General features: G+C 36.7%; 21 protein-coding genes. 4 read left to right on the top strand and 17 right to left on the bottom strand.

Features of this window, described 5'->3' with window-relative positions; all coding sequences use genetic code 11:
* Positions 1-26 precede the first annotated feature (26 nt).
* The 3 genes from IAE53_RS07130 to IAE53_RS07120 all read right to left on the bottom strand — a co-directional run bounded on the left by IAE53_RS07130 (position 27) and on the right by IAE53_RS07120 (position 1,179).
* Complete coding sequence (locus IAE53_RS07130; RefSeq protein ID WP_147651521.1) at positions 27-476, bottom strand: hypothetical protein; 450 nt, start codon at positions 474-476, stop codon at positions 27-29.
* 135 nt (positions 477-611) lie between these two features.
* Positions 612-962 (bottom strand): type II toxin-antitoxin system PemK/MazF family toxin, encoded by a 351-nt coding sequence (locus IAE53_RS07125; RefSeq protein WP_147651523.1) that lies wholly within the window; start codon positions 960-962, stop codon positions 612-614.
* Positions 952-1,179: an antitoxin of toxin-antitoxin stability system gene (locus IAE53_RS07120; RefSeq protein WP_147651525.1), complete on the bottom strand. Its 228-nt coding sequence runs from the start codon at positions 1,177-1,179 to the stop codon at positions 952-954. Before IAE53_RS07120 ends, IAE53_RS07125 begins: the two co-directional genes overlap by 11 nt.
* A 353-nt stretch (positions 1,180-1,532) precedes the next feature.
* On the opposite strand from IAE53_RS07120, the gene IAE53_RS07115 reads away from it, so the two are divergent.
* Entirely contained in the window at positions 1,533-2,102 is a 570-nt protein-coding gene (locus tag IAE53_RS07115) for a hypothetical protein (protein WP_200136157.1), read from the top strand.
* Positions 2,103-2,580: 478 nt separating this feature from the next.
* Here IAE53_RS07115 and IAE53_RS07110 read toward each other — a convergent pair whose 3' ends face one another.
* The 11 genes from IAE53_RS07110 to IAE53_RS07060 form a co-directional block, all read right to left on the bottom strand.
* Positions 2,581-2,877, bottom strand: a complete 297-nt coding sequence (locus tag IAE53_RS07110) for a hypothetical protein (protein WP_200136158.1) — start codon at positions 2,875-2,877, stop codon at positions 2,581-2,583.
* Complete coding sequence (locus IAE53_RS07105; RefSeq protein WP_200136159.1) at positions 2,870-3,457, bottom strand: hypothetical protein; 588 nt, start codon at positions 3,455-3,457, stop codon at positions 2,870-2,872. Before IAE53_RS07105 ends, IAE53_RS07110 begins: the two co-directional genes overlap by 8 nt.
* The gene (locus tag IAE53_RS07100) at positions 3,457-4,062 is read right to left on the bottom strand and encodes a hypothetical protein (RefSeq protein ID WP_200136160.1); all 606 of its coding nucleotides are present in this window, start codon (positions 4,060-4,062) and stop codon (positions 3,457-3,459) included. Before IAE53_RS07100 ends, IAE53_RS07105 begins: the two co-directional genes overlap by 1 nt.
* Positions 4,063-4,066: 4 nt before the next feature.
* Complete coding sequence (locus IAE53_RS07095; RefSeq protein WP_200136161.1) at positions 4,067-4,486, bottom strand: thioredoxin family protein; 420 nt, start codon at positions 4,484-4,486, stop codon at positions 4,067-4,069.
* Between the two features lie 4 nt (positions 4,487-4,490).
* Positions 4,491-5,735: a phage tail tip lysozyme gene (locus tag IAE53_RS07090; RefSeq protein ID WP_200136162.1), complete on the bottom strand. Its 1,245-nt coding sequence runs from the start codon at positions 5,733-5,735 to the stop codon at positions 4,491-4,493.
* Between the two features lie 12 nt (positions 5,736-5,747).
* A complete protein-coding gene (locus tag IAE53_RS07085) occupies positions 5,748-5,996 on the bottom strand; it encodes a hypothetical protein (protein ID WP_200136163.1) in 249 nt (82 codons plus the stop codon).
* A gap of 311 nt (positions 5,997-6,307) precedes the next feature.
* Positions 6,308-6,745 carry a hypothetical protein gene (locus tag IAE53_RS07080; protein WP_200136164.1) on the bottom strand — a complete coding sequence of 146 codons (438 nt, stop codon included), beginning with the start codon at positions 6,743-6,745 and terminating at the stop codon, positions 6,308-6,310.
* A complete protein-coding gene (locus tag IAE53_RS07075) occupies positions 6,742-7,179 on the bottom strand; it encodes a hypothetical protein (protein WP_200136165.1) in 438 nt (145 codons plus the stop codon). The genes IAE53_RS07080 and IAE53_RS07075 overlap by 4 nt, the downstream gene beginning before the upstream one ends.
* Positions 7,180-7,530: 351 nt before the next feature.
* Positions 7,531-9,501, bottom strand: a complete 1,971-nt coding sequence (locus IAE53_RS07070; protein ID WP_200136166.1) for a type IV secretion system protein VirB4 — start codon at positions 9,499-9,501, stop codon at positions 7,531-7,533.
* On the bottom strand, positions 9,498-10,151 hold the full coding sequence (locus IAE53_RS07065; RefSeq protein ID WP_200136167.1) for a hypothetical protein: 654 nt from the start codon (positions 10,149-10,151) through the stop codon (positions 9,498-9,500). Before IAE53_RS07065 ends, IAE53_RS07070 begins: the two co-directional genes overlap by 4 nt.
* On the bottom strand, positions 10,152-10,508 hold the full coding sequence (locus IAE53_RS07060; protein WP_200136168.1) for a hypothetical protein: 357 nt from the start codon (positions 10,506-10,508) through the stop codon (positions 10,152-10,154). It lies immediately after the preceding gene.
* Between the two features lie 339 nt (positions 10,509-10,847).
* On the opposite strand from IAE53_RS07060, the gene IAE53_RS07055 reads away from it, so the two are divergent.
* Genes IAE53_RS07055 through IAE53_RS07045 form a run of 3 tightly spaced genes read left to right on the top strand, consistent with a single transcriptional unit; the run spans position 10,848 to position 12,767 of the window.
* On the top strand, positions 10,848-11,633 hold the full coding sequence (locus IAE53_RS07055) for a ParA family protein (RefSeq protein WP_200136169.1): 786 nt from the start codon (positions 10,848-10,850) through the stop codon (positions 11,631-11,633).
* Entirely contained in the window at positions 11,623-12,504 is an 882-nt protein-coding gene (locus tag IAE53_RS07050) for a Fic family protein (RefSeq protein WP_200136170.1), read from the top strand. Before IAE53_RS07055 ends, IAE53_RS07050 begins: the two co-directional genes overlap by 11 nt.
* The gene (locus IAE53_RS07045; protein WP_200136171.1) at positions 12,501-12,767 is read left to right on the top strand and encodes a hypothetical protein; all 267 of its coding nucleotides are present in this window, start codon (positions 12,501-12,503) and stop codon (positions 12,765-12,767) included. Before IAE53_RS07050 ends, IAE53_RS07045 begins: the two co-directional genes overlap by 4 nt.
* A gap of 79 nt (positions 12,768-12,846) precedes the next feature.
* Here the strand turns inward: IAE53_RS07045 and IAE53_RS07040 are convergent, their stop codons facing one another.
* The 3 genes from IAE53_RS07040 to IAE53_RS11425 are packed head-to-tail and all read right to left on the bottom strand — an operon-like array spanning position 12,847 to position 17,027.
* A complete protein-coding gene (locus IAE53_RS07040; protein WP_200136172.1) occupies positions 12,847-15,117 on the bottom strand; it encodes a DEAD/DEAH box helicase in 2,271 nt (756 codons plus the stop codon).
* On the bottom strand, positions 15,114-16,853 hold the full coding sequence (locus IAE53_RS07035; RefSeq protein WP_200136173.1) for a site-specific DNA-methyltransferase: 1,740 nt from the start codon (positions 16,851-16,853) through the stop codon (positions 15,114-15,116). The genes IAE53_RS07040 and IAE53_RS07035 overlap by 4 nt, the downstream gene beginning before the upstream one ends.
* Positions 16,854-17,027 (bottom strand): hypothetical protein, encoded by a 174-nt coding sequence (locus IAE53_RS11425; protein WP_234456354.1) that lies wholly within the window; start codon positions 17,025-17,027, stop codon positions 16,854-16,856.
* Between the last annotated feature and the right edge of the window lie 223 nt (positions 17,028-17,250).

The following is a 17,250-nucleotide window of genomic DNA, read 5'->3' as shown; positions in this document are numbered from 1 at the left end:
ACTCCTTTCACTTAATTTAGTGTTCATTAGAATGGCAACTGCCAAGAATTACCACCGCCGGCACCGGTTGCGACGCCCCATACCCACTTAATTAGCAACATCGTGAAGGCGCCACCAGCAACGGACATACCAGCAATCAAAATCTTAGACATACCTTGTTCCTTCCAACGTTGACCACCAGTAGAATGCATAATCCATCCAATCACCATCATAATGGCACCGACAACTATTAGGATTACCATCAAGACAGTAAAGACTTGACCCCCTGCCCCTTTGGCTGCTTCTTTAACATCAGCATTGGCGATGGTCGGCAATAAGGTGGGAGACATAATACCGCCCATTATCAACACTTTATGCAACATTGGGACTTGTTTTTGTATCAAGTCAACCTGATAGGCTTTTCGCCACACGTACAACCATGTTGCCAAAACTACTAAGGCTGCGATTACAGCCAAGAGATAAATCATCTCGTTCATTTCCATACCTCCATAAAGGTTAAATTTGCACATTGCACTGTGCTTGACTTAATTATCAGACCCCAACAAAAAAAGACCAAAACGCGCATTTTTTTGACGGTTTTGGTCTTTCATTAAATTTAGTAAATATTAGATCTATTGGCTGACTATTTGATCATGACGAAGAACGACTTCAGCAAATGTCGCATCATCTATTAAACCACCTGCAAACTGAACATTTCGTCCCTTAATAGAAAAAGTATGAAACTGCAAAGGGTTAATATATCCTTCAATATCGAAATTTGTTTTGATGGGAATAAATAGCTCTTGCAGCCTATTGTTAGCCGCATGAGTTATGGGTGATACTGCCACTAAACCTGTTAATCTAGAATAACCAGAATTGCTTAAAACAACAGCTGGATGCCGACCACGTATTTCATTGAGTTTCGATGGTTGAAAATCAACCCAAACAACGTCTTGACGTTCAGGCACATAGTTAGAACTCATCGTTTAATAAGTCCCCGTTATTGAGTGTCTCTGCCAGTTCAGTCGCATGCTCTTTAATAAATTTTTCGTCATGAAAGGGGTTAGCCCGTTTTGGCGTATACACAATCGAGCCATTTCTACCCGAAAAGACTTCGAACTCAGTTGTCGTGTGTTGAATTGTTTTTGGAACAGTGAGTACTTCTGATGTTCCTACTTTACGAATTTTAATGATTGGCATATTCTGACCTCCTATATATATTATATGTATATACGTTATTTAAGTCAAATTCAACGTTTGCTAATTCCTCATAATTATCTTATGACGATTAATATATCATTTAATTTTGATCTTTCATTAAATTGATAAAAATAGCAATGAAATGTTGCTATCTTTGAATTTAAACAGTCCCTAGAGTATAATGATTTTAAAGTAAAAAAAAGAACGATGTGTCGTTCCTACTTTGGCGAGCTGGAACACATCGAACTAAAAATAATTTTTTAATTTGTACTGTAATTATAACTAAATTTAGTCTAAAATACAAATCAAAATAATTTGCTTAGCTCCTGCACATCGGTGTGAAGGAGCTTTTTATGTCAAAATTACCTTTGAAAGTCAAAACCGGTCTAATACTAGCACTTATCATTAGTACCTATTCACTGTTTTACCTCTTTTTAATTAAGTATCCAGAACAATTTGACAAATATATAACCGTTATATTTTTTTATCCCATTGGGATAATAACAATTTATTCAGTTGTCTATACTATTCTTAATAGCAATGCTTTAATTCAGAGCATTTCGATTGTTGTTTCAAGCCTACTAAATAGTTTTGTTTCCTCATTCCTTTCAATGATGACAATGATTATATGGGTAACATTTCAAGCACCTAATGCGTCAAAAGACAATCTATCTCATATTCATATATTGTATGGAAATTTTGTACCCGATTTCAAAAACAGTATGGGCGATTTAATCAATCAGCTTCAAATTGCAGGTTCACATGGATTATCGTATTTATCTTTGGGTCTTATTGTAGTGCCACAAGTTTTAATTTGTCTGCCAATTTTTTCGAATAGTTCAAAAAAAATAATAGTTTGGGAGTGCTTAATAACATTAGTTCTTGGAATTGCGCTATTTATCGCGCACTACTTCGCTTCATGAACCCCTCGTTAATGTTAAAAGGTATACTGTTGTGCTCATTAACAATTGTATAAAGATCATAAGAACAAAGGTGCCACTAAGTTTTTCAAAATTACTACAATTCAAAAATATAATTAAACTAATTTGAACAATTAACATTAACAAAAGAAATTTAGTGAGATGTTTTGACAAACACCATAGCAGTGACGACAGTGCCCCCACGGAGAGACAAGGCAACACAAAATATACAAACAGTAAACGTTGATTAAACAAATTTCCATGCTTTGTTGAAAAAATTATTCCCTGCATAAAAAATAGACTTATATACAGAATTTCTTTAGATGGTAACTGTGGATATGACTCCATTCGCTTAGAACAAAATGTTTTCATAATTCTCCTTCTTTTAGATTAAATGCCATCATATATCAAAACTAAAGTACTTGTTTTTGATGACATTGATCAATGATTTCACAAAGTGCAACTAATATTCTAAATATAATTACACCTTCTTGCTTTTTTTATACATCAAGAAATCCAAACATATCTTGCCTGCTATCAACAACCAAGCTATTGCGATTGGAAGCCAAAATAATATGTGCCAGGCCATGATTGAAATACGAATCGATTGGTGTATTTGTCCAGTAGTAATGTGCTCAATTTGTTCTACTTTCAACGAGGTGTCCATTGAAATGATCGTTAGAGCAATCATGAAGTAAATTGTGGCCGCTATTACAGAACAATAGCCAACAAAACTGATGATGTATTTTTTAATTAATTGAAGGTGTTTCTTATTCATCGTGTTCTCCTTGTGTGTCACCGGTGACAACAAACTCGCCCTGCCGATCTAGTTGAGTAATTAATTTGCTGCTGGGATTGTAGGCAACGTCATAGATATACTTTGTAGTGGCTGATTGTTGTCCGTTATTGTTAGAGTTAATTCTTACAACGGCTTTGCCAGCAACATTATCCTGATCAGCGACAGACGGCAAGAAAACTACTGAGTCAAACGACACCATGACCCCAGTTTGTGCCACCGTTTTATGAGAATCGGCTTGTAAATCAAGCGCATGCTGATACACATTGGCGGTTACTAACGGTTTTAATGTGGCACGTTTTGCATCAATGGCCGCTTGATCGTTAAAAGTCCAATCTATCATAAACACCTTAGTTAGAGCATCATTGGCTTTCGTGACTAAAGGCTGTTTTTGTGTTGTCATCTGATTTAACTTGCTTTGATATTGATTATTTTTAGCTTCTAGTTTTTGATTCGCTAGTTGATATGGCTTGCTATTATGGCTGGCTGTAAGGCCTAGACCCCAGCAGATAAATCCAACGACAAAAACAAGCCACATCATTATTTTGATGAGAATTTTCATTAGGATTGGCACCCTTGATTAATTGGTTTGAAGCTGCCAATTTGCAGTCTTGTCACAGTTACTTTGCCATGCTGTTGATTCATTTCAACATAAACATTGATACTTTGTGACTTGGATCCTGTTTGATAGTTAATCGTGCCATATCCCTTAGCTATCCCATCTAGACTGACAGACCACTGAATGTCATCCTTGGTAAACAACCAGCTTGGCTTTTCATATTGAAAATCATAGCTGCTCATTTGATCAAAAAGCAATTGTTCAACTGCTTTATTGCTAAGACTTGTTCCAGTAATCTGATTCGCATTTAAATCGCTAATCACATGTTTTACAAATTGGTCTAAGGCTGATTGATAAGACTTCGGATCTGGCAACTCATTGATTGGCTGGGCCTGTGTATCATTGTACTGGTAGTAGAGCTTGATTTGATTTTGTTGTAAAGTATCAACTTTTTTCATATTGGCATTTAATGTCTGATTAGTTTGCAACATGTAGTTAGCGCCAGTTAGCGTAAAAATTAATAACGCCCCGCCCACAAGAGGAAACACCCAACGATGCTTTAAAATAATTTTTGTTTCTTCATCGTTTTGTACTTTTTTCAAAGTCATCCTTTCACCTACTTTCAACACTCAAAAGCTTGATAATGTTACGACGATCAAGGCCACTGTATGAGCCAACGATTTTACCCTTTTTTGACACCATGATAGTGGGAACATTGGTCACATTATACTGTTTGAAGTAATTGTGGGTTTTTGGATCAGCATAGTTCATCACAATATAATGCCGTTCGGGGTGTTGACGGATTGTTTTTGTGACCAATTTTTTTATGTTTTGACAATCAGAACAACCTGTTTTATGAAAAACTAAAATCTTAGTGCCATGATTGACGGTACGCATTTCCTGCGCCAAATTAACCGTGTCTGGGTAATCATTGGCATGTTGGTAATATAAGCCAACTAGTAGACTAATAATTGTTACTAGAGAAGTGCCTAACAAAATAACTCCTATTTTATTTTTTTTAATCAATTTCATCATCTTACTCCCATGTTAATTTTCCTGGACCTTTGGCAAAGGTATCACCAGACGCCTTATACTCGGCTTTGGTTATCACGCGGTAGTTATAAGTACATTTTTGGCCAATCGCATCGCCTGACATTTTCGCCATGTTTTGTTCGGAAACAAAAATGTCGCCATTTGCAAAAACATGTTCAACGATATAAGTGTGAACACTTGGAACAGATGAAATGGCTCCGGCACTTGGCACATTTGAAACACTTGTATGAAATGTTGCCCCAATATCAGCTGCTAACTGCTCTGCGTTATGACCAGTTGTCATCGTGTTATTACCCCAACCAGACCAGATTTTGGCTGCCATAGAAACTGAGTAATCAAAACATTGACCACCAACACGTAACCAATCACCTTTACTATTAGCCAATGACAAGACTTTATGAATATACTTACGGTACGCTAATGGCACTTGTTCAGGTTGCCAGGCACCTTTAATATCATCAGTACCAGTGCCATTTGTATCATCGGCCCCACCAGCACAATCGGATAGTAGGTTAGTTACACTATTCGCATTATCTGCCAATTGACTAATACCAGTTGAATCACTAGCATTGAGATCAATATGACCAGCAAAGTTTAACTCAAACACTTTTTTAATCGCGTTGGCGTTGGCCAAAACATCGGACACTTTGCGTTGCGAATCGCCTAAGCCAACCCCTTCAAATTTAACGTCCCAGGCGGCTGCGGAATCATCAATTGTCCCAGCAGATGCCAAACCCACTAAAGCAGCTTTATGACTTGAGTGGAGTTCACGATGTGCTAGATTCAGCTCTGCCTCAAGGTTTTTTTCAGTGGATCCAAACCGATTACCATTAACACCGCCAGCACCCCATTGAAAAATACCGACAACAGAACCAGCCGGATTAGTCGCCGTTGGATCCCAATTCAATTCCCGCCACCCAATGGCTAAAATAGCTGCAATGTTATCACCTGACAAGCCTTCTTTATCCTTAAAAAAGCTCACGGCTTTTAACATATTCTGATGCGCTTGCGAATGTTCGTCTTGCCAGTTCCCTGACACTTTACCAGTTGAAGTTAAATCGCTGACTTGTGAGCTACAATCGCCACCCTGACTACCACCAATAAGAATCATCAATAGTAACGTACTCACGATGAGCATAGGTACGATAATAACTGAAGCAATGCCAATCTTTTTAGCAATTTTAAAGCCACGTTTGGTTTCCAATCCATTAAGATACGCCTCAAGCATCTATCCGCCTCCTCACAATAATTTAACCAGGTAAAATAGCAACGTCAGTATCAGTAATATTCCAAAACCAATGCCCAGTAACAAAAAGGGTTTCCAGCTAAAAGGTTGAGCGGGCTTGTATTTTTGTCCTGGGTTACGGTCGTTATATTTTTCTGGATGATTTAATAGATCCAAATCCAACAATGCGCGTTGTCGAATATCGGCTGACTTATTATCCGCAATAGTTTTATCAATGCTCTTGATAGGATGCATCACGTTCATTATTTCTACCTCCGAAAGTATTTTTACTCATTTCAATGAGCTTAACTTCACTATAATGGGTCGACAAAAAAAGACCAAAACGCGCATAGTTGTGCTAATTTTGGTCTAAATGTGGAATACCTGGGTGTAAAATTAATAATATAAATAAGGAAAATCCATACACTTCTTCAAACTTTTTCAACCGTCCACTCCAATTTAAATTCGCCACCTTTCCGTGCAAAAAAGCAACTTCCTATTTTGAAGTTGCTTTCATGATCAATATTAAGTTTCCAAATACTTAGCGCCATTACTACGTAGCACGTATCATCTGGCTACCTATTATTTGACAATAATCCTACAATTACACCTGCTCCAATACCACCAACAATTAGGATTGCTCTTAACACTGGGACATTTATCAAATTCCAAATTATGATTAAAACCAAAATATTAATGACTAGAGATCCAATGAATAGCAAAACAAACCAGCGAGTAAACTCATTTTCTGAAGCAGCCGCAAAATACCATACGCCTAAGGAAATAACGATTATCAATAAAAGCAACGCCCCTAATGTATATTTAAAGGATGAGTATTGGTTAAACTGGACAATTTTAAAATATTCTGTTGGTTTTATTCGAGCAAATTTGATAGCGTTGTTTAATCTATGGAGACCCACAACATAGATAACCGAAACAAATAGAAAAATAATTTCAAATATTAACTTGCTAAAAAAGCTTACCTTTTGATCATCAGAAAATGTGTCCATCATTTAAGCTCCTCTTTTCGTTCACTTAAGACCGTTTTCATGACAGTTATTTGTGATTCTAAATCATTGATATATTTAATTGCCACTAACCATAAAACTAAAAGAGAAATCAAAATCAATACACCTATAAAAAGGGCAGACATTATCGCAACATGTTGGTTATTTTGCCCCAACTTCTGATTGCCTTTCGTGTGAAAAAACAAGCCGAAGACAAAAATAACCAAGTTACTTATTAATGTGACCAATGACGTACTTTTAGCCACTCCACTAATTCTAGTGAAGTATCGGAATCTTTTTTCCGCCACAGTCACCTTTGCTTCTAATTTAGTTATATCTGTTTTCTTGTACTCTGCTCTGCGTAACTCGGCTTGATGTTCAGCCCGCTTAGTGAAGCTAAAATAATATTTAATTAAATCAATTACTTTACTCTGATTCATTTAGAACCCTCCCATGCCCAACATCTATACTTTCATTATATCCTATCTGTCAGGTTAACTAGTATAATAGCCATTATACTTTTTACGTATCCCTTTTGACAAAAGGAACCGAATCATATTCACGTTCAGCAGATATTTTAAATAACTATATAAGCCACATAAAATTAAACAAAAATATTCAACATCCAGGCAAGCAGTAGCCCATTTAAAATTGATAATGATTCAACCACAAGGCCGTTAAAAATCAATAAAAGCTTGTGGCTTTTTGGTATCTTCCAAATTATCATCCATACAAAGAAGAGTATCATAAAGGTATTTGGAATCATTAAAAGCGTCAGTAACTCTCTCATATTACAAGCCACCTCCAAATAAATTTATTTCCCAATCTGTTAATTCAATGTGACCAAAAACGGATTGATCACCAATCAAAGCAATTAGCATATCCCCGCGCTGCATACCATTAGATGACAATTGTTTTCTCTGTGTAGGCGTAATCACCTCTTCTGGCACAACTTGACCCAATAGGTTTGCTTCTGTTTGTGGCAAATGCGTAATTTCAAGTTTATTAAAGCGACCAAAAAATGACCGATTTGCGCGTGAAAGTTCAGAGTCAACCATATTTCCTGTTGGCACAACGTTTTTCAAACTTGGAAAAATGGCGAAAATGCCAAAAAAATCTTTACCGTGTTGCGCCATCATGTTATCGCCAAATCTCATACCCAATGGGTTCTTGGCGTTAAAAATATCGTCTGCTTCATCCTGCAGCCACCAAAAATAATGTGGCCGAACTGGATTTTTAGTTGACCAACCGTTGGACTTGATTTCACCTGTTTTCATTCTTTGACGCTGGTGAATACCATTTTGGACAACGTAGCTTTCCATCAGTGATAGAATCGTAAAGTATTGGGCATTGTATAAGTTATTATCCAGTTTAGATAAACCAGAAGTATCAAAACGTACAATCTGTTCACTAGCTAAATCTGGGACAGTTGTCCCACCATTCACCATGTCCCCATACGTCTGATTTAAAGTATTAAACGTTGACACAATATTTTCTAACAACTGAACACGACTAGATGACCAACCTCTGGTATTGAGTTGTTGGGTTTGCAGGAAAGTAATGAAGTCTTCCATGATGGGATAGTCGTCATTAGCTAAACCAATCACACGCAATTGCGCCGGATGTTCTTTGGGATTTAGAGACCACATACGCTGCTCAATATAGAAATCATTGATGAGATCTAACAACATTTCGCGCTCTTTTTGACCCGCTTGTGGATTCAAAGTGCTATACCAAGTGACAATTTTGCTACGATGCTGCGAAAAACTTCTAATAACATCAATTCCCCCGTTGTTGTCTAATACAGTGCCATAAACCTGGAAAAGATTCACCCGATTTTCTGATCCATCCATAGTGATGCTCAAACCACCCATGAAGTCCACATAAGATTGATACTCACCAGATTTATCAAACACCCATAAATCATCACCCTTAGCCCAAAGTGACATGGCGGCCTTTTTGACAAATGATGATTTACCGTAGCGCATGCCACCAATGACTAAGTTATACGCAGTTAATTGATTTTTACCATCATAATAAGCAGGATCAAACATAATTTCACCGTCTTGAAAAGTGAGCCCCATATAGGCCCCAAATGGGTGGCTAATGAAAGTCTGGTTAAACCAATAACCCATTGCTAAGGCATAAGCTTTCATTGGAAAGCCTTTATCCCGAATTGATAAATTTTCAACTTTCATGGCGGGCTTAAAAAATTGTTGCCAGTGATTAAGCTGCTCTGAGTTATAAACTTTGAGTTTAAAATCATTGAAGTCACGTTGAACTTTACTAATTCGTTCACGCAAATGTTCCAGTGAACTATCATTGAGCATAATCCGAATGTAAACACGTTTGTAAACCTCATGCCCATTGCGCGCTTGGTTCAAGTCATTTAGGGTAACTTGTGCATCAGCACTGGCTTCGATTGCCTCGCCCTCATTGGTCATGTCACTATTTGCTTTAAGTTGTAAATTGTTATGAGCTGTTTCCAAAGCCTTTTCAATGGTTAAGCGATCTTCAGTCCCAATTTTAACGTCAATAATGGCATCTTCTTGATTCATTAAATTACGTAACCAGCCACGACCTTGAGCAGTTTTTGGAAAATTATAGACGCTAACAACGGCACTCACTTTGTTTAATTCCCAACTAATATATTGCGTGTGGAATTCTGTACCACCGATATTTTGTGTTTCTGCCAATAGACTTAAATCATAGCCTCGAGCTTTTAGGGCAGCTTGCATTTTAGCATTAGGACTTGTTCTCATAATCGTCGACCTCCAGTCAACATTTCTGCTGGATTATTAAGTTGATATAGAATCATTCGTTTCCGTTTCGCAGAAACTTCTTGTGCTTGAAAGGCTTGACCACCCTCTGTTAGAAACATTGTCCGATATTGATCTAATTTCTTAATTGAATCACCATAGATGAAAGCGGTATATTCCTGATGCGTAATTTTTTCCACCACATTGTTATCAGTCTCAATTTGCATCAAGACATATTGACGTTGTTGTAGTAATTGATCATAACGTGCCTGTGTCGCCACATCTCTTAATGCTTGATCAATTTCTGCTAAGCGACCTGACCAAGCTGCTTTTTGCGTTTTAGTATCTGCTGGTAATTGGCTGACAATGATGTCAAAGTCTGACACATAAATTGTTAAAAAACGATGAAATGATTCAATCACTGATTTATCAGAATTAGCCCCATCAGAAGAAATAAAATCAAGATCCTTGCCAGGAATGTTTAGCATATCAAGGTAGGTGTCATCTTGTAATACGATTGGATGATGTTTGTTGGTTTCTAAAATACGTTTATAAGGGATAATTTGCCAAATGGGCTCTTGTTGGCGCCGTGACCAAATCACTTTCATTTGTGAAAAGGTCACGTGGCGCTTTTTTTGTTTGGTTAAAGCCATTTATTTCTCCTTCCTTGCCATGCTTATTTGTGGCTGTTCAGTCAAAGCAACGACATCAGTTGCTGGTTGTGACTTGTTGGTAATTGAATTCATAATGGCAGTAAGCAGTTCCTTATAAATTAGCGCATTTGGGTTACTAGGGGCTGGTAGGATTAAATACACATACAAAACTGCCATTAACAGACCAAAGAGCAACCCTAACCAGCCCACATTATAAGGATAGGCATAATTAATCATCAAAACAGTTGGGAAAAACACAGCAGCCGCCACAGCTAACCGTTCCACAGTCATAAATAACCAGCGACTCACTTTCTTCCAAATATTGCGACCAGGTAAAACTTGTTCATAGTCATTCATTTTAAAATTCTCCTTTCAAGGTCTATGAGTCAATTATCAAACACCAACAAAAAAAGACCAAAACGCGCACTTTTTGGTCCTCATTGATCTAATACAACATATAAAATGTGTCATGTTGTATTAGATTCTATAATATAAAGTATGTTACATGTTATGTTTTATATTACAACACAAAGTATATTTACTATTATGTTGTTAAATATATTAGAAAACATGTTGTTAACCTTGTCGAATCTTGCTATACTGAAATTACTAAAGTTTCTTCTAAATCTTTAGTCAGTGTCTGGATTGGTGAAACCCGTTATTTCGTTTTGACAAACTACTAACAGGAGATTCATCATGACTAAAATTATTACATTCTCTGCTTCAAAAGGCGGCGTGGGTAAAACAACCATGACCTTCAATTTTGGTGCGTATTTAAACAAGCAAGGCTATTCAGTCTTATTAATTGATTCAGATTATCAAGGCAACCTGTCATCCACATACGGTGTTTACTCTTCAACTAATACCCTCTTTGATGTTTTCACAGGTGGTCAACCAAAAATCAGGCAGATTAATGATCAATTAAGTATATTACCGGCTAGCCCTAATTTAGATCAATTAGAAGCCCTACTCCAAGGTCGCAATAATCAGAATTTTTTGATGTTAATGTGGTTACAAGATCACGCTGAGCTAGTTAATCATTATGACTTTGTTTTAATCGATACGCATCCAGAATTTGGCACCTTAACTAAAAACATGATTGCCATCTCTGATCATGTGATTGTACCGCTAGAACCCAGTGAATATGGTTTTGTGCAATCTAAATCTCAGTTTGAAATTCGATTTAAGGAATTCCAGGCTGACGCTGTTGATATTCGTACGCGCGTCAGTTTAATTGATGCCCAGGTGCATTATTTAGCTAATCGAGTAAAATTCAATACTAGGTCTTCACGTGAATTTGCAAGTATCATCGCTGATCTTGACGACGTAGTGGCAACCATTTACGAACGGGAATTATTTAATGCCTCAACCATGTTAAAAACACCCATTTTCGAACTGAAAACCGACAATAAAAAAGCGCTCGCAGAAATTGAAAATGCATTTGTAAAACTATTAGAAAGTGTGAAAGCAGATGAGCTTTGATCTCAATATATTAACTGAAAAACTCAATAAAATGGACAGTTATCGTCCTCTTCATCAATTAGAAATTGATACAATCAATCAGCAGAAAAAAATGGAACATGTTTGGTCATCTAACAAAATTGAAGGTAGTACCTTAGAATATAGTGAGACTGAAGCTATTTTGATGCAGGGTGTTACGCTGCATGGTGTTCCTGTCAAAGACGTGTTAGAAACGCTTGATTTGAGTGAAGCCTATGATTACATGCGTGATTTGGCCACAGGCAATACTGAGATTACCGAAAACGTGATTAAAGATTTAAATCAGTTGGCAACCATGCAAACCCTTGACAAAAATAATCCTGATGGTTACCCAGGTGGCTATCGAAATGTCTCTGTTCGACCTGCCGGCGCCGAATTCAATCCTTATCCAGAACCATTTAAAATCAGAAAACAGATGGAAGATTTAATTTATTGGAATGAAACAGCGCAGCACAAACTACACCCAGTCCAATATGCCGCGGAATTACATTTACGTTTTGTGACCATTCACCCATTCTTAGATGGTAATGGTCGGACAGCACGTTTATTAATGGAGTTTGCCTTAACCAGGAACGGTTATCCTATCACCAATATTCAACCTGATCAACGTAGCCGCATTGATTATATGAATACGTTGTCAGACGCACAAAAAACAAATAATCCACAAGCATTCATTGATCTAGTAGCAGGATATGTCGATCGGGAATTGACTTCGCGAATTGGTATTTTACAATTAAGCGAGCAAAATCATAATGAAGCCAGGCCAACTTTAAAACCTACTGAAAACCGATTTAAGCATCATCAGCAAGCACAGAAAACCGACGATAATCAAAATAAAGGACGGACAAGATGATGGCCAACCCACTAAATCACCAAAACCAGATGTTTGATCAGGAAAGCGCTGATGAACAAATGTCAAATGCATTTGGTAAGACATCAGAAATTGTCAAAAACATCCAATTACCAAGTGCTGATAACCACGAGCGCAAACAAACAGTCACATATACCCTCCGTCCCTCAGTGAAAGAAGGCATTGAGAAGTTAGCTAAGCAACAAGGCTACAAGTCTGCAAGTGCATTTGTAGATGAATTACTAGGACAAATACTAACAAAATAAGAACCGTGGTCAGAAAATGACCATGGTTCTTATTTTGTTATTGAAATTGCTTTGTTTAGTAATTTGGTGATTGAACCCCTCATTCAGAAAAGAAAGTAAATAACTCTTCCAATGGACGCCAAGCAGGATTAGCACTCACATCATTACTCCACTGGGAATTATTAAATTTCAATCGATTAAGCCTTTTATCCTTCCGTACAAAAGCAAACTTAATATTTTCTCCCCATTCACTTCCAGCATAATTCCGAAGTGCATTAAATTTTTGCTCGGCATATGGATCAATATTTTCATCAACACCATCAGCTGATTGACCTCCTTTGGTTTCAATAATATATGTGATACCATCAACACCTTGTAAAATATAATCGGGGTAAAAGCCTTCTTTTTTAGCGCCATAAGCAATTGAAAAATATTGTTCTCCTCGATCCTTGGAACGATAAATCCATTTAACTGATTCTGATTCTTGTGCCCAACGTTCAAAATCTCTTTCTGGTTCAGATTGTTTTACCCAATTTTTAGTTGAATAACCCACATAGACGTTTTTAGTCAATAGATCATATTTGTCTAATTCGGTCATAGCATAAGCATCAACCGTTGGTAAAATAAATGGTACAACATCGGCACGACCCTCATTAACCTCGTTAAACAAATTCAACTGTTTAGCAAATTTACCACTATCCATTTCACGAGCATCATCTCGAATTTTCTTACGGTTATTAATAATAAATGCCATCAATTCAAGATTTTTCATTTTTAAGATTGGCGGGATCACAACGCCTGCTGCTCGGATACTAAATAATTCAACCAAAATATCATAAGCATCGGCAGGCTTATCAACGTGAAACGGTTTCATAATATCTTGTTCAGCATCAAGCAAGCGCAACCGATGTATATCTGAATTAACAGGTATTTTCACATTACGCGTTCCAAGACTTTTACTCATAGTGTCATTTACAAAGTCATCAGAAATAGATATTTGTTGATTGATTTCTGTGCCGAAGATATATCCAGATAATTTTAATGTATTTTTATTTTCGTCAACATCATTAGTCAATTTGTATTTTGTACTTAATTGCCCATAAAAATACTTCACTACTTCTTCATTAGTGATACCAGCGCTTGCGTTAGGCTTAATTGAAGCCAAACCAAAGTTAGGGGCCTCTGGATTGAGCTCATAAGTTACCAGCTTATGGCCGCCTTTACTGTTCATGATGTCTGCAAGGTAGTCTTGATCATCAGAATAAATAAAGCCACTGTCCAATAAACGGTTATCATAATGTTTGTGTTCTGGCATACGACGAATACGACCAATTGTCTGTAAGGTAAATGTTGCCTCTGTGTTCATCCGAAACTTAATCAATATCTTAGCTCGTGGTGCATCCCAACCAGTTGAAACCGCCTGCTTCATCATTAAATAATTAATCGGATTATTTTGCTGCTCTAATTGTTCAGTATTGATATGTTCATTGCTTAGCCAGCGTGAAATAGTTGGATTGTCACCATCTTTATGCTGTCCCAAACCATCGACTAAATACTGCTCAACTTTATTAATTAAGAAATCACGTTCTATCTTGTTAGATTTTTTCTCATCAGGAAATTGAATCAAAACTAGTGGATTAAGTTTAACGCCAATTGCTTGATATGCCAATTTAATTGATCGTCGTTTTTCATCTGCTAGATCCAAGAAAAATGGCACAGTATCTGATATGCTTTCGTCATCATGTACATTATCGTTTAATACAATTTGTCGCGTAATTAGTCCTGCAGCAATTGCATCTTCATCATTAATTGTAATCACATCATAATCTGGACCATTTGTCCGTGGGGTAGCACTAACACGGATAATTTTGTCAGCATTAAACTTTTCAATAATATCTTGGGCTTTGTTGGTCTGATCTCTATGCTCCTCATCAATAATAAGAGCAAAGTGTGTGCCAGCTTCCTGAGCATTTTTAATAATGTCATCCAGATTTTTGGTTTCCCCATCACGCACGGCGTTATTTTTTTTACTCTTAATTAATTCCCAGTTGATAAATGTTGCCACACCTGGCAAAAATCCTTGTAGTAATGCATCTGGTAATAACTGTGATGTAAGTTCAACTGCCTTTGTCGAAGCACTACGCCATGATTGTTCTTCTAGTTCGCCATTCCCTGGGGTTAGCCAAACAAAGGTATACTCATATGGGTTTGGATTGTTTTTAATGATGCGATCCATCAATGCAATCATCATCACAGTTTTTCCAGAACCAGTTGGAGCGTACAAAAGGCTCGTCTTTTTTGTAGACTTAAAAAACTTATCCATCAAGATATTAACAGCATTTTCTTGAAATGGAAATAATTGATAACTCATAGTCCCTGCTCCCGTAATTCTTTGCTAAAATAACTTTCTGGAATGTCATAAATAGTCACACCTGTTTGATTGTATTTTGTAACCTGTTCTTGCGTTAACATGCTATGAACTTGAGCTCGCATATAAACCTTTGTTAGGCCTTTTAACTCAATACTTCCAGCCTCGGTTAAGGTTGTAACAATTCTTATTGAAGAACTACTTAAATCAACGCCCCATTGTAATTCAACAAGTGTTTTTACATTATCAAGCAGCTCATTTTCAATATCTTCATCGTCTTTTGATATAAAGGCCGTTTTGAAGTATTTTAAATTCATTGGATGCGCTTCATATTTATCGGTTCCAGAAGAGACGTTTTTCATACGTACGTACGTTACTTCCTCAGCAATATTATTCTCATTATTGGTAGCAAGAATAAATTTACGGTGTCCGCCATCTTCAGCGTTTAACTCTGTAACTGCTTGGCCCGTTGTACCTGAACCCGCAAAGAAATCAAGAACAGTTACTGTATTAGGCTTATCAATAATATTAATCAAATATTTAATTAGTCCAACAGGTTTAGAAAACGAGAAACTTAGATTTAATTTATTGACTTCTTTAGTTCCCTGAGAGTTCACAAAATCATAAATAACATCTTCTGGGTGCTTAGTTGCCCCATCTTCATTGTCTGCATAAACTTTAGGATATATGTTCCACTTGGATTTGTTCCCATTTTCATCGATAAGTGGGGACCTATTTGTGGCTTTAGTAAAAATAAGTTGCTCTTTTTGCTTTTGATAGCTTGCTTCAGACCATCTCCAAACGCCATCAGTTTTCAACGGCAACACTTTTGCTCCATCTTTATTTTCCAACGGCATGGTTTCTCCTGGTGGAATAATGAAAGATCCATCTGGGGCTTCTATGAAGTACCTCTGATTTGGTCGCGAATCTAATGATGGTTGATATAAGGAAGCTCCTGATTTTTTGTATTTACGACCTGTCCCTTTCTCGATTTTATTATAATCATTTATGTTAAATTTTTTTAGTATTTTAAATTCTGGTTGCTTAAAAACATCAACCGCATAAGCCAAAACATAATCCTTTGTTGGTCGAAATTGGTTTCCTTTATCTGATGTTCTCTTTGCAATTCTCGGAATCACTGCTAATCTATTTTGACGACCAAAAATTTCATCTACAAGCATCGTTAATTCTGCCTGTTCATCATCACCAATACTTAAAAATAAAATTCCCTCTGAATTTAGCAATCTTTTTGCAAGAGTCAATCTAGAATTCATAAAAGATAACCACTTTGAATGTTTAAATTCATCATCAGCCCCCACAAACGTATCATTATATTTAAAATCATTATTACCAGTGTTATAGGGTGGATCAATATAAATAATATCAATTGAGTTAGCATGTGTTTTCTCAAGCAAGTGCAAGCTGTGTAAATTATCACCTTCCAAAATAAAATTGTAATTGATGTTATCTAAATCATCTTTAATCTTTTTACTTTTATCCTCAACAAAAATAGGAATTTTAGTGTTCATCTCTTCTTCGACTTTTTCAGCATGTTCTTCCCAAACAAGGCCATACCGTTTGCTATTTAAAAGACGTTGAACCTCTTCAAGCTCAACAATATCTGATTGATTTTTATTTTTATCTTTACGTGCGTCATCAAGTAACTTACCAATGTAAGCAAGCGCACGTTTTTTTTCATTGGCTTTTGGCCGCTCATTAAAAATTTCATTAACCATCATTTATGCCACCGTCTTTGATGACACAACAAAAGCATCCTTACTGATTCGATTAAGAGTCAATAAAAATGCTTTTAAATAGTTGACAAATAAAACACCGGCTACATAATTAGCTGTGCTGTGCTGTGCTGTGCTGTGCTGTGCTGTGCTGTGCTGTGCTGTGCTGTGCTGTCGCATTGTGAACCGCTCCTTCTTATTTGTCAAGTAGTTTTACTTTAATTTTAAATTAATGTGACGTTTAATTGATACACTAAAAAATTTATATTCAAGACCATCCAACCAATCAGTTATGCGTATACTAGTATCAGCCTTCATAATCTCAAAATTTATTTTATCACAAAACACGGCTGACATTGTCCCGATTTCCTTATACATGCGCGATTGGTATCAATATACTTCT

This window comes from Leuconostoc sp. S50, assembly GCF_016624925.1.
Taxonomy (GTDB): Bacteria; Bacillota; Bacilli; order Lactobacillales; family Lactobacillaceae; genus Leuconostoc; species Leuconostoc pseudomesenteroides.
Note: the sequence above shows the minus strand (reverse complement) of the source record. Positions and strands in the feature narration are given on the sequence as shown.

Bases quoted from the DNA above. Each gene is read 5' to 3' on its own strand.
- IAE53_RS07130 (WP_147651521.1), bottom strand. From the start codon at position 476: ATGAACGAGATGATTTATCTCTTGGCTGTAATCGCAGCCTTAGTAGTT.
- IAE53_RS07125 (WP_147651523.1), bottom strand. From the start codon at position 962: ATGAGTTCTAACTATGTGCCTGAACGTCAAGACGTTGTTTGGGTTGAT.
- IAE53_RS07120 (WP_147651525.1), bottom strand. From the start codon at position 1,179: ATGCCAATCATTAAAATTCGTAAAGTAGGAACATCAGAAGTACTCACT.
- IAE53_RS07115 (WP_200136157.1), top strand. From the start codon at position 1,533: ATGTCAAAATTACCTTTGAAAGTCAAAACCGGTCTAATACTAGCACTT.
- IAE53_RS07110 (WP_200136158.1), bottom strand. From the start codon at position 2,877: ATGAATAAGAAACACCTTCAATTAATTAAAAAATACATCATCAGTTTT.
- IAE53_RS07105 (WP_200136159.1), bottom strand. From the start codon at position 3,457: ATGAAAATTCTCATCAAAATAATGATGTGGCTTGTTTTTGTCGTTGGA.
- IAE53_RS07100 (WP_200136160.1), bottom strand. From the start codon at position 4,062: ATGACTTTGAAAAAAGTACAAAACGATGAAGAAACAAAAATTATTTTA.
- IAE53_RS07095 (WP_200136161.1), bottom strand. From the start codon at position 4,486: ATGAAATTGATTAAAAAAAATAAAATAGGAGTTATTTTGTTAGGCACT.
- IAE53_RS07090 (WP_200136162.1), bottom strand. From the start codon at position 5,735: ATGCTTGAGGCGTATCTTAATGGATTGGAAACCAAACGTGGCTTTAAA.
- IAE53_RS07085 (WP_200136163.1), bottom strand. From the start codon at position 5,996: ATGAACGTGATGCATCCTATCAAGAGCATTGATAAAACTATTGCGGAT.
- IAE53_RS07080 (WP_200136164.1), bottom strand. From the start codon at position 6,745: ATGATGGACACATTTTCTGATGATCAAAAGGTAAGCTTTTTTAGCAAG.
- IAE53_RS07075 (WP_200136165.1), bottom strand. From the start codon at position 7,179: ATGAATCAGAGTAAAGTAATTGATTTAATTAAATATTATTTTAGCTTC.
- IAE53_RS07070 (WP_200136166.1), bottom strand. From the start codon at position 9,501: ATGAGAACAAGTCCTAATGCTAAAATGCAAGCTGCCCTAAAAGCTCGA.
- IAE53_RS07065 (WP_200136167.1), bottom strand. From the start codon at position 10,151: ATGGCTTTAACCAAACAAAAAAAGCGCCACGTGACCTTTTCACAAATG.
- IAE53_RS07060 (WP_200136168.1), bottom strand. From the start codon at position 10,508: ATGAATGACTATGAACAAGTTTTACCTGGTCGCAATATTTGGAAGAAA.
- IAE53_RS07055 (WP_200136169.1), top strand. From the start codon at position 10,848: ATGACTAAAATTATTACATTCTCTGCTTCAAAAGGCGGCGTGGGTAAA.
- IAE53_RS07050 (WP_200136170.1), top strand. From the start codon at position 11,623: ATGAGCTTTGATCTCAATATATTAACTGAAAAACTCAATAAAATGGAC.
- IAE53_RS07045 (WP_200136171.1), top strand. From the start codon at position 12,501: ATGATGGCCAACCCACTAAATCACCAAAACCAGATGTTTGATCAGGAA.
- IAE53_RS07040 (WP_200136172.1), bottom strand. From the start codon at position 15,117: ATGAGTTATCAATTATTTCCATTTCAAGAAAATGCTGTTAATATCTTG.
- IAE53_RS07035 (WP_200136173.1), bottom strand. From the start codon at position 16,853: ATGATGGTTAATGAAATTTTTAATGAGCGGCCAAAAGCCAATGAAAAA.
- IAE53_RS11425 (WP_234456354.1), bottom strand. From the start codon at position 17,027: ATGCGACAGCACAGCACAGCACAGCACAGCACAGCACAGCACAGCACA.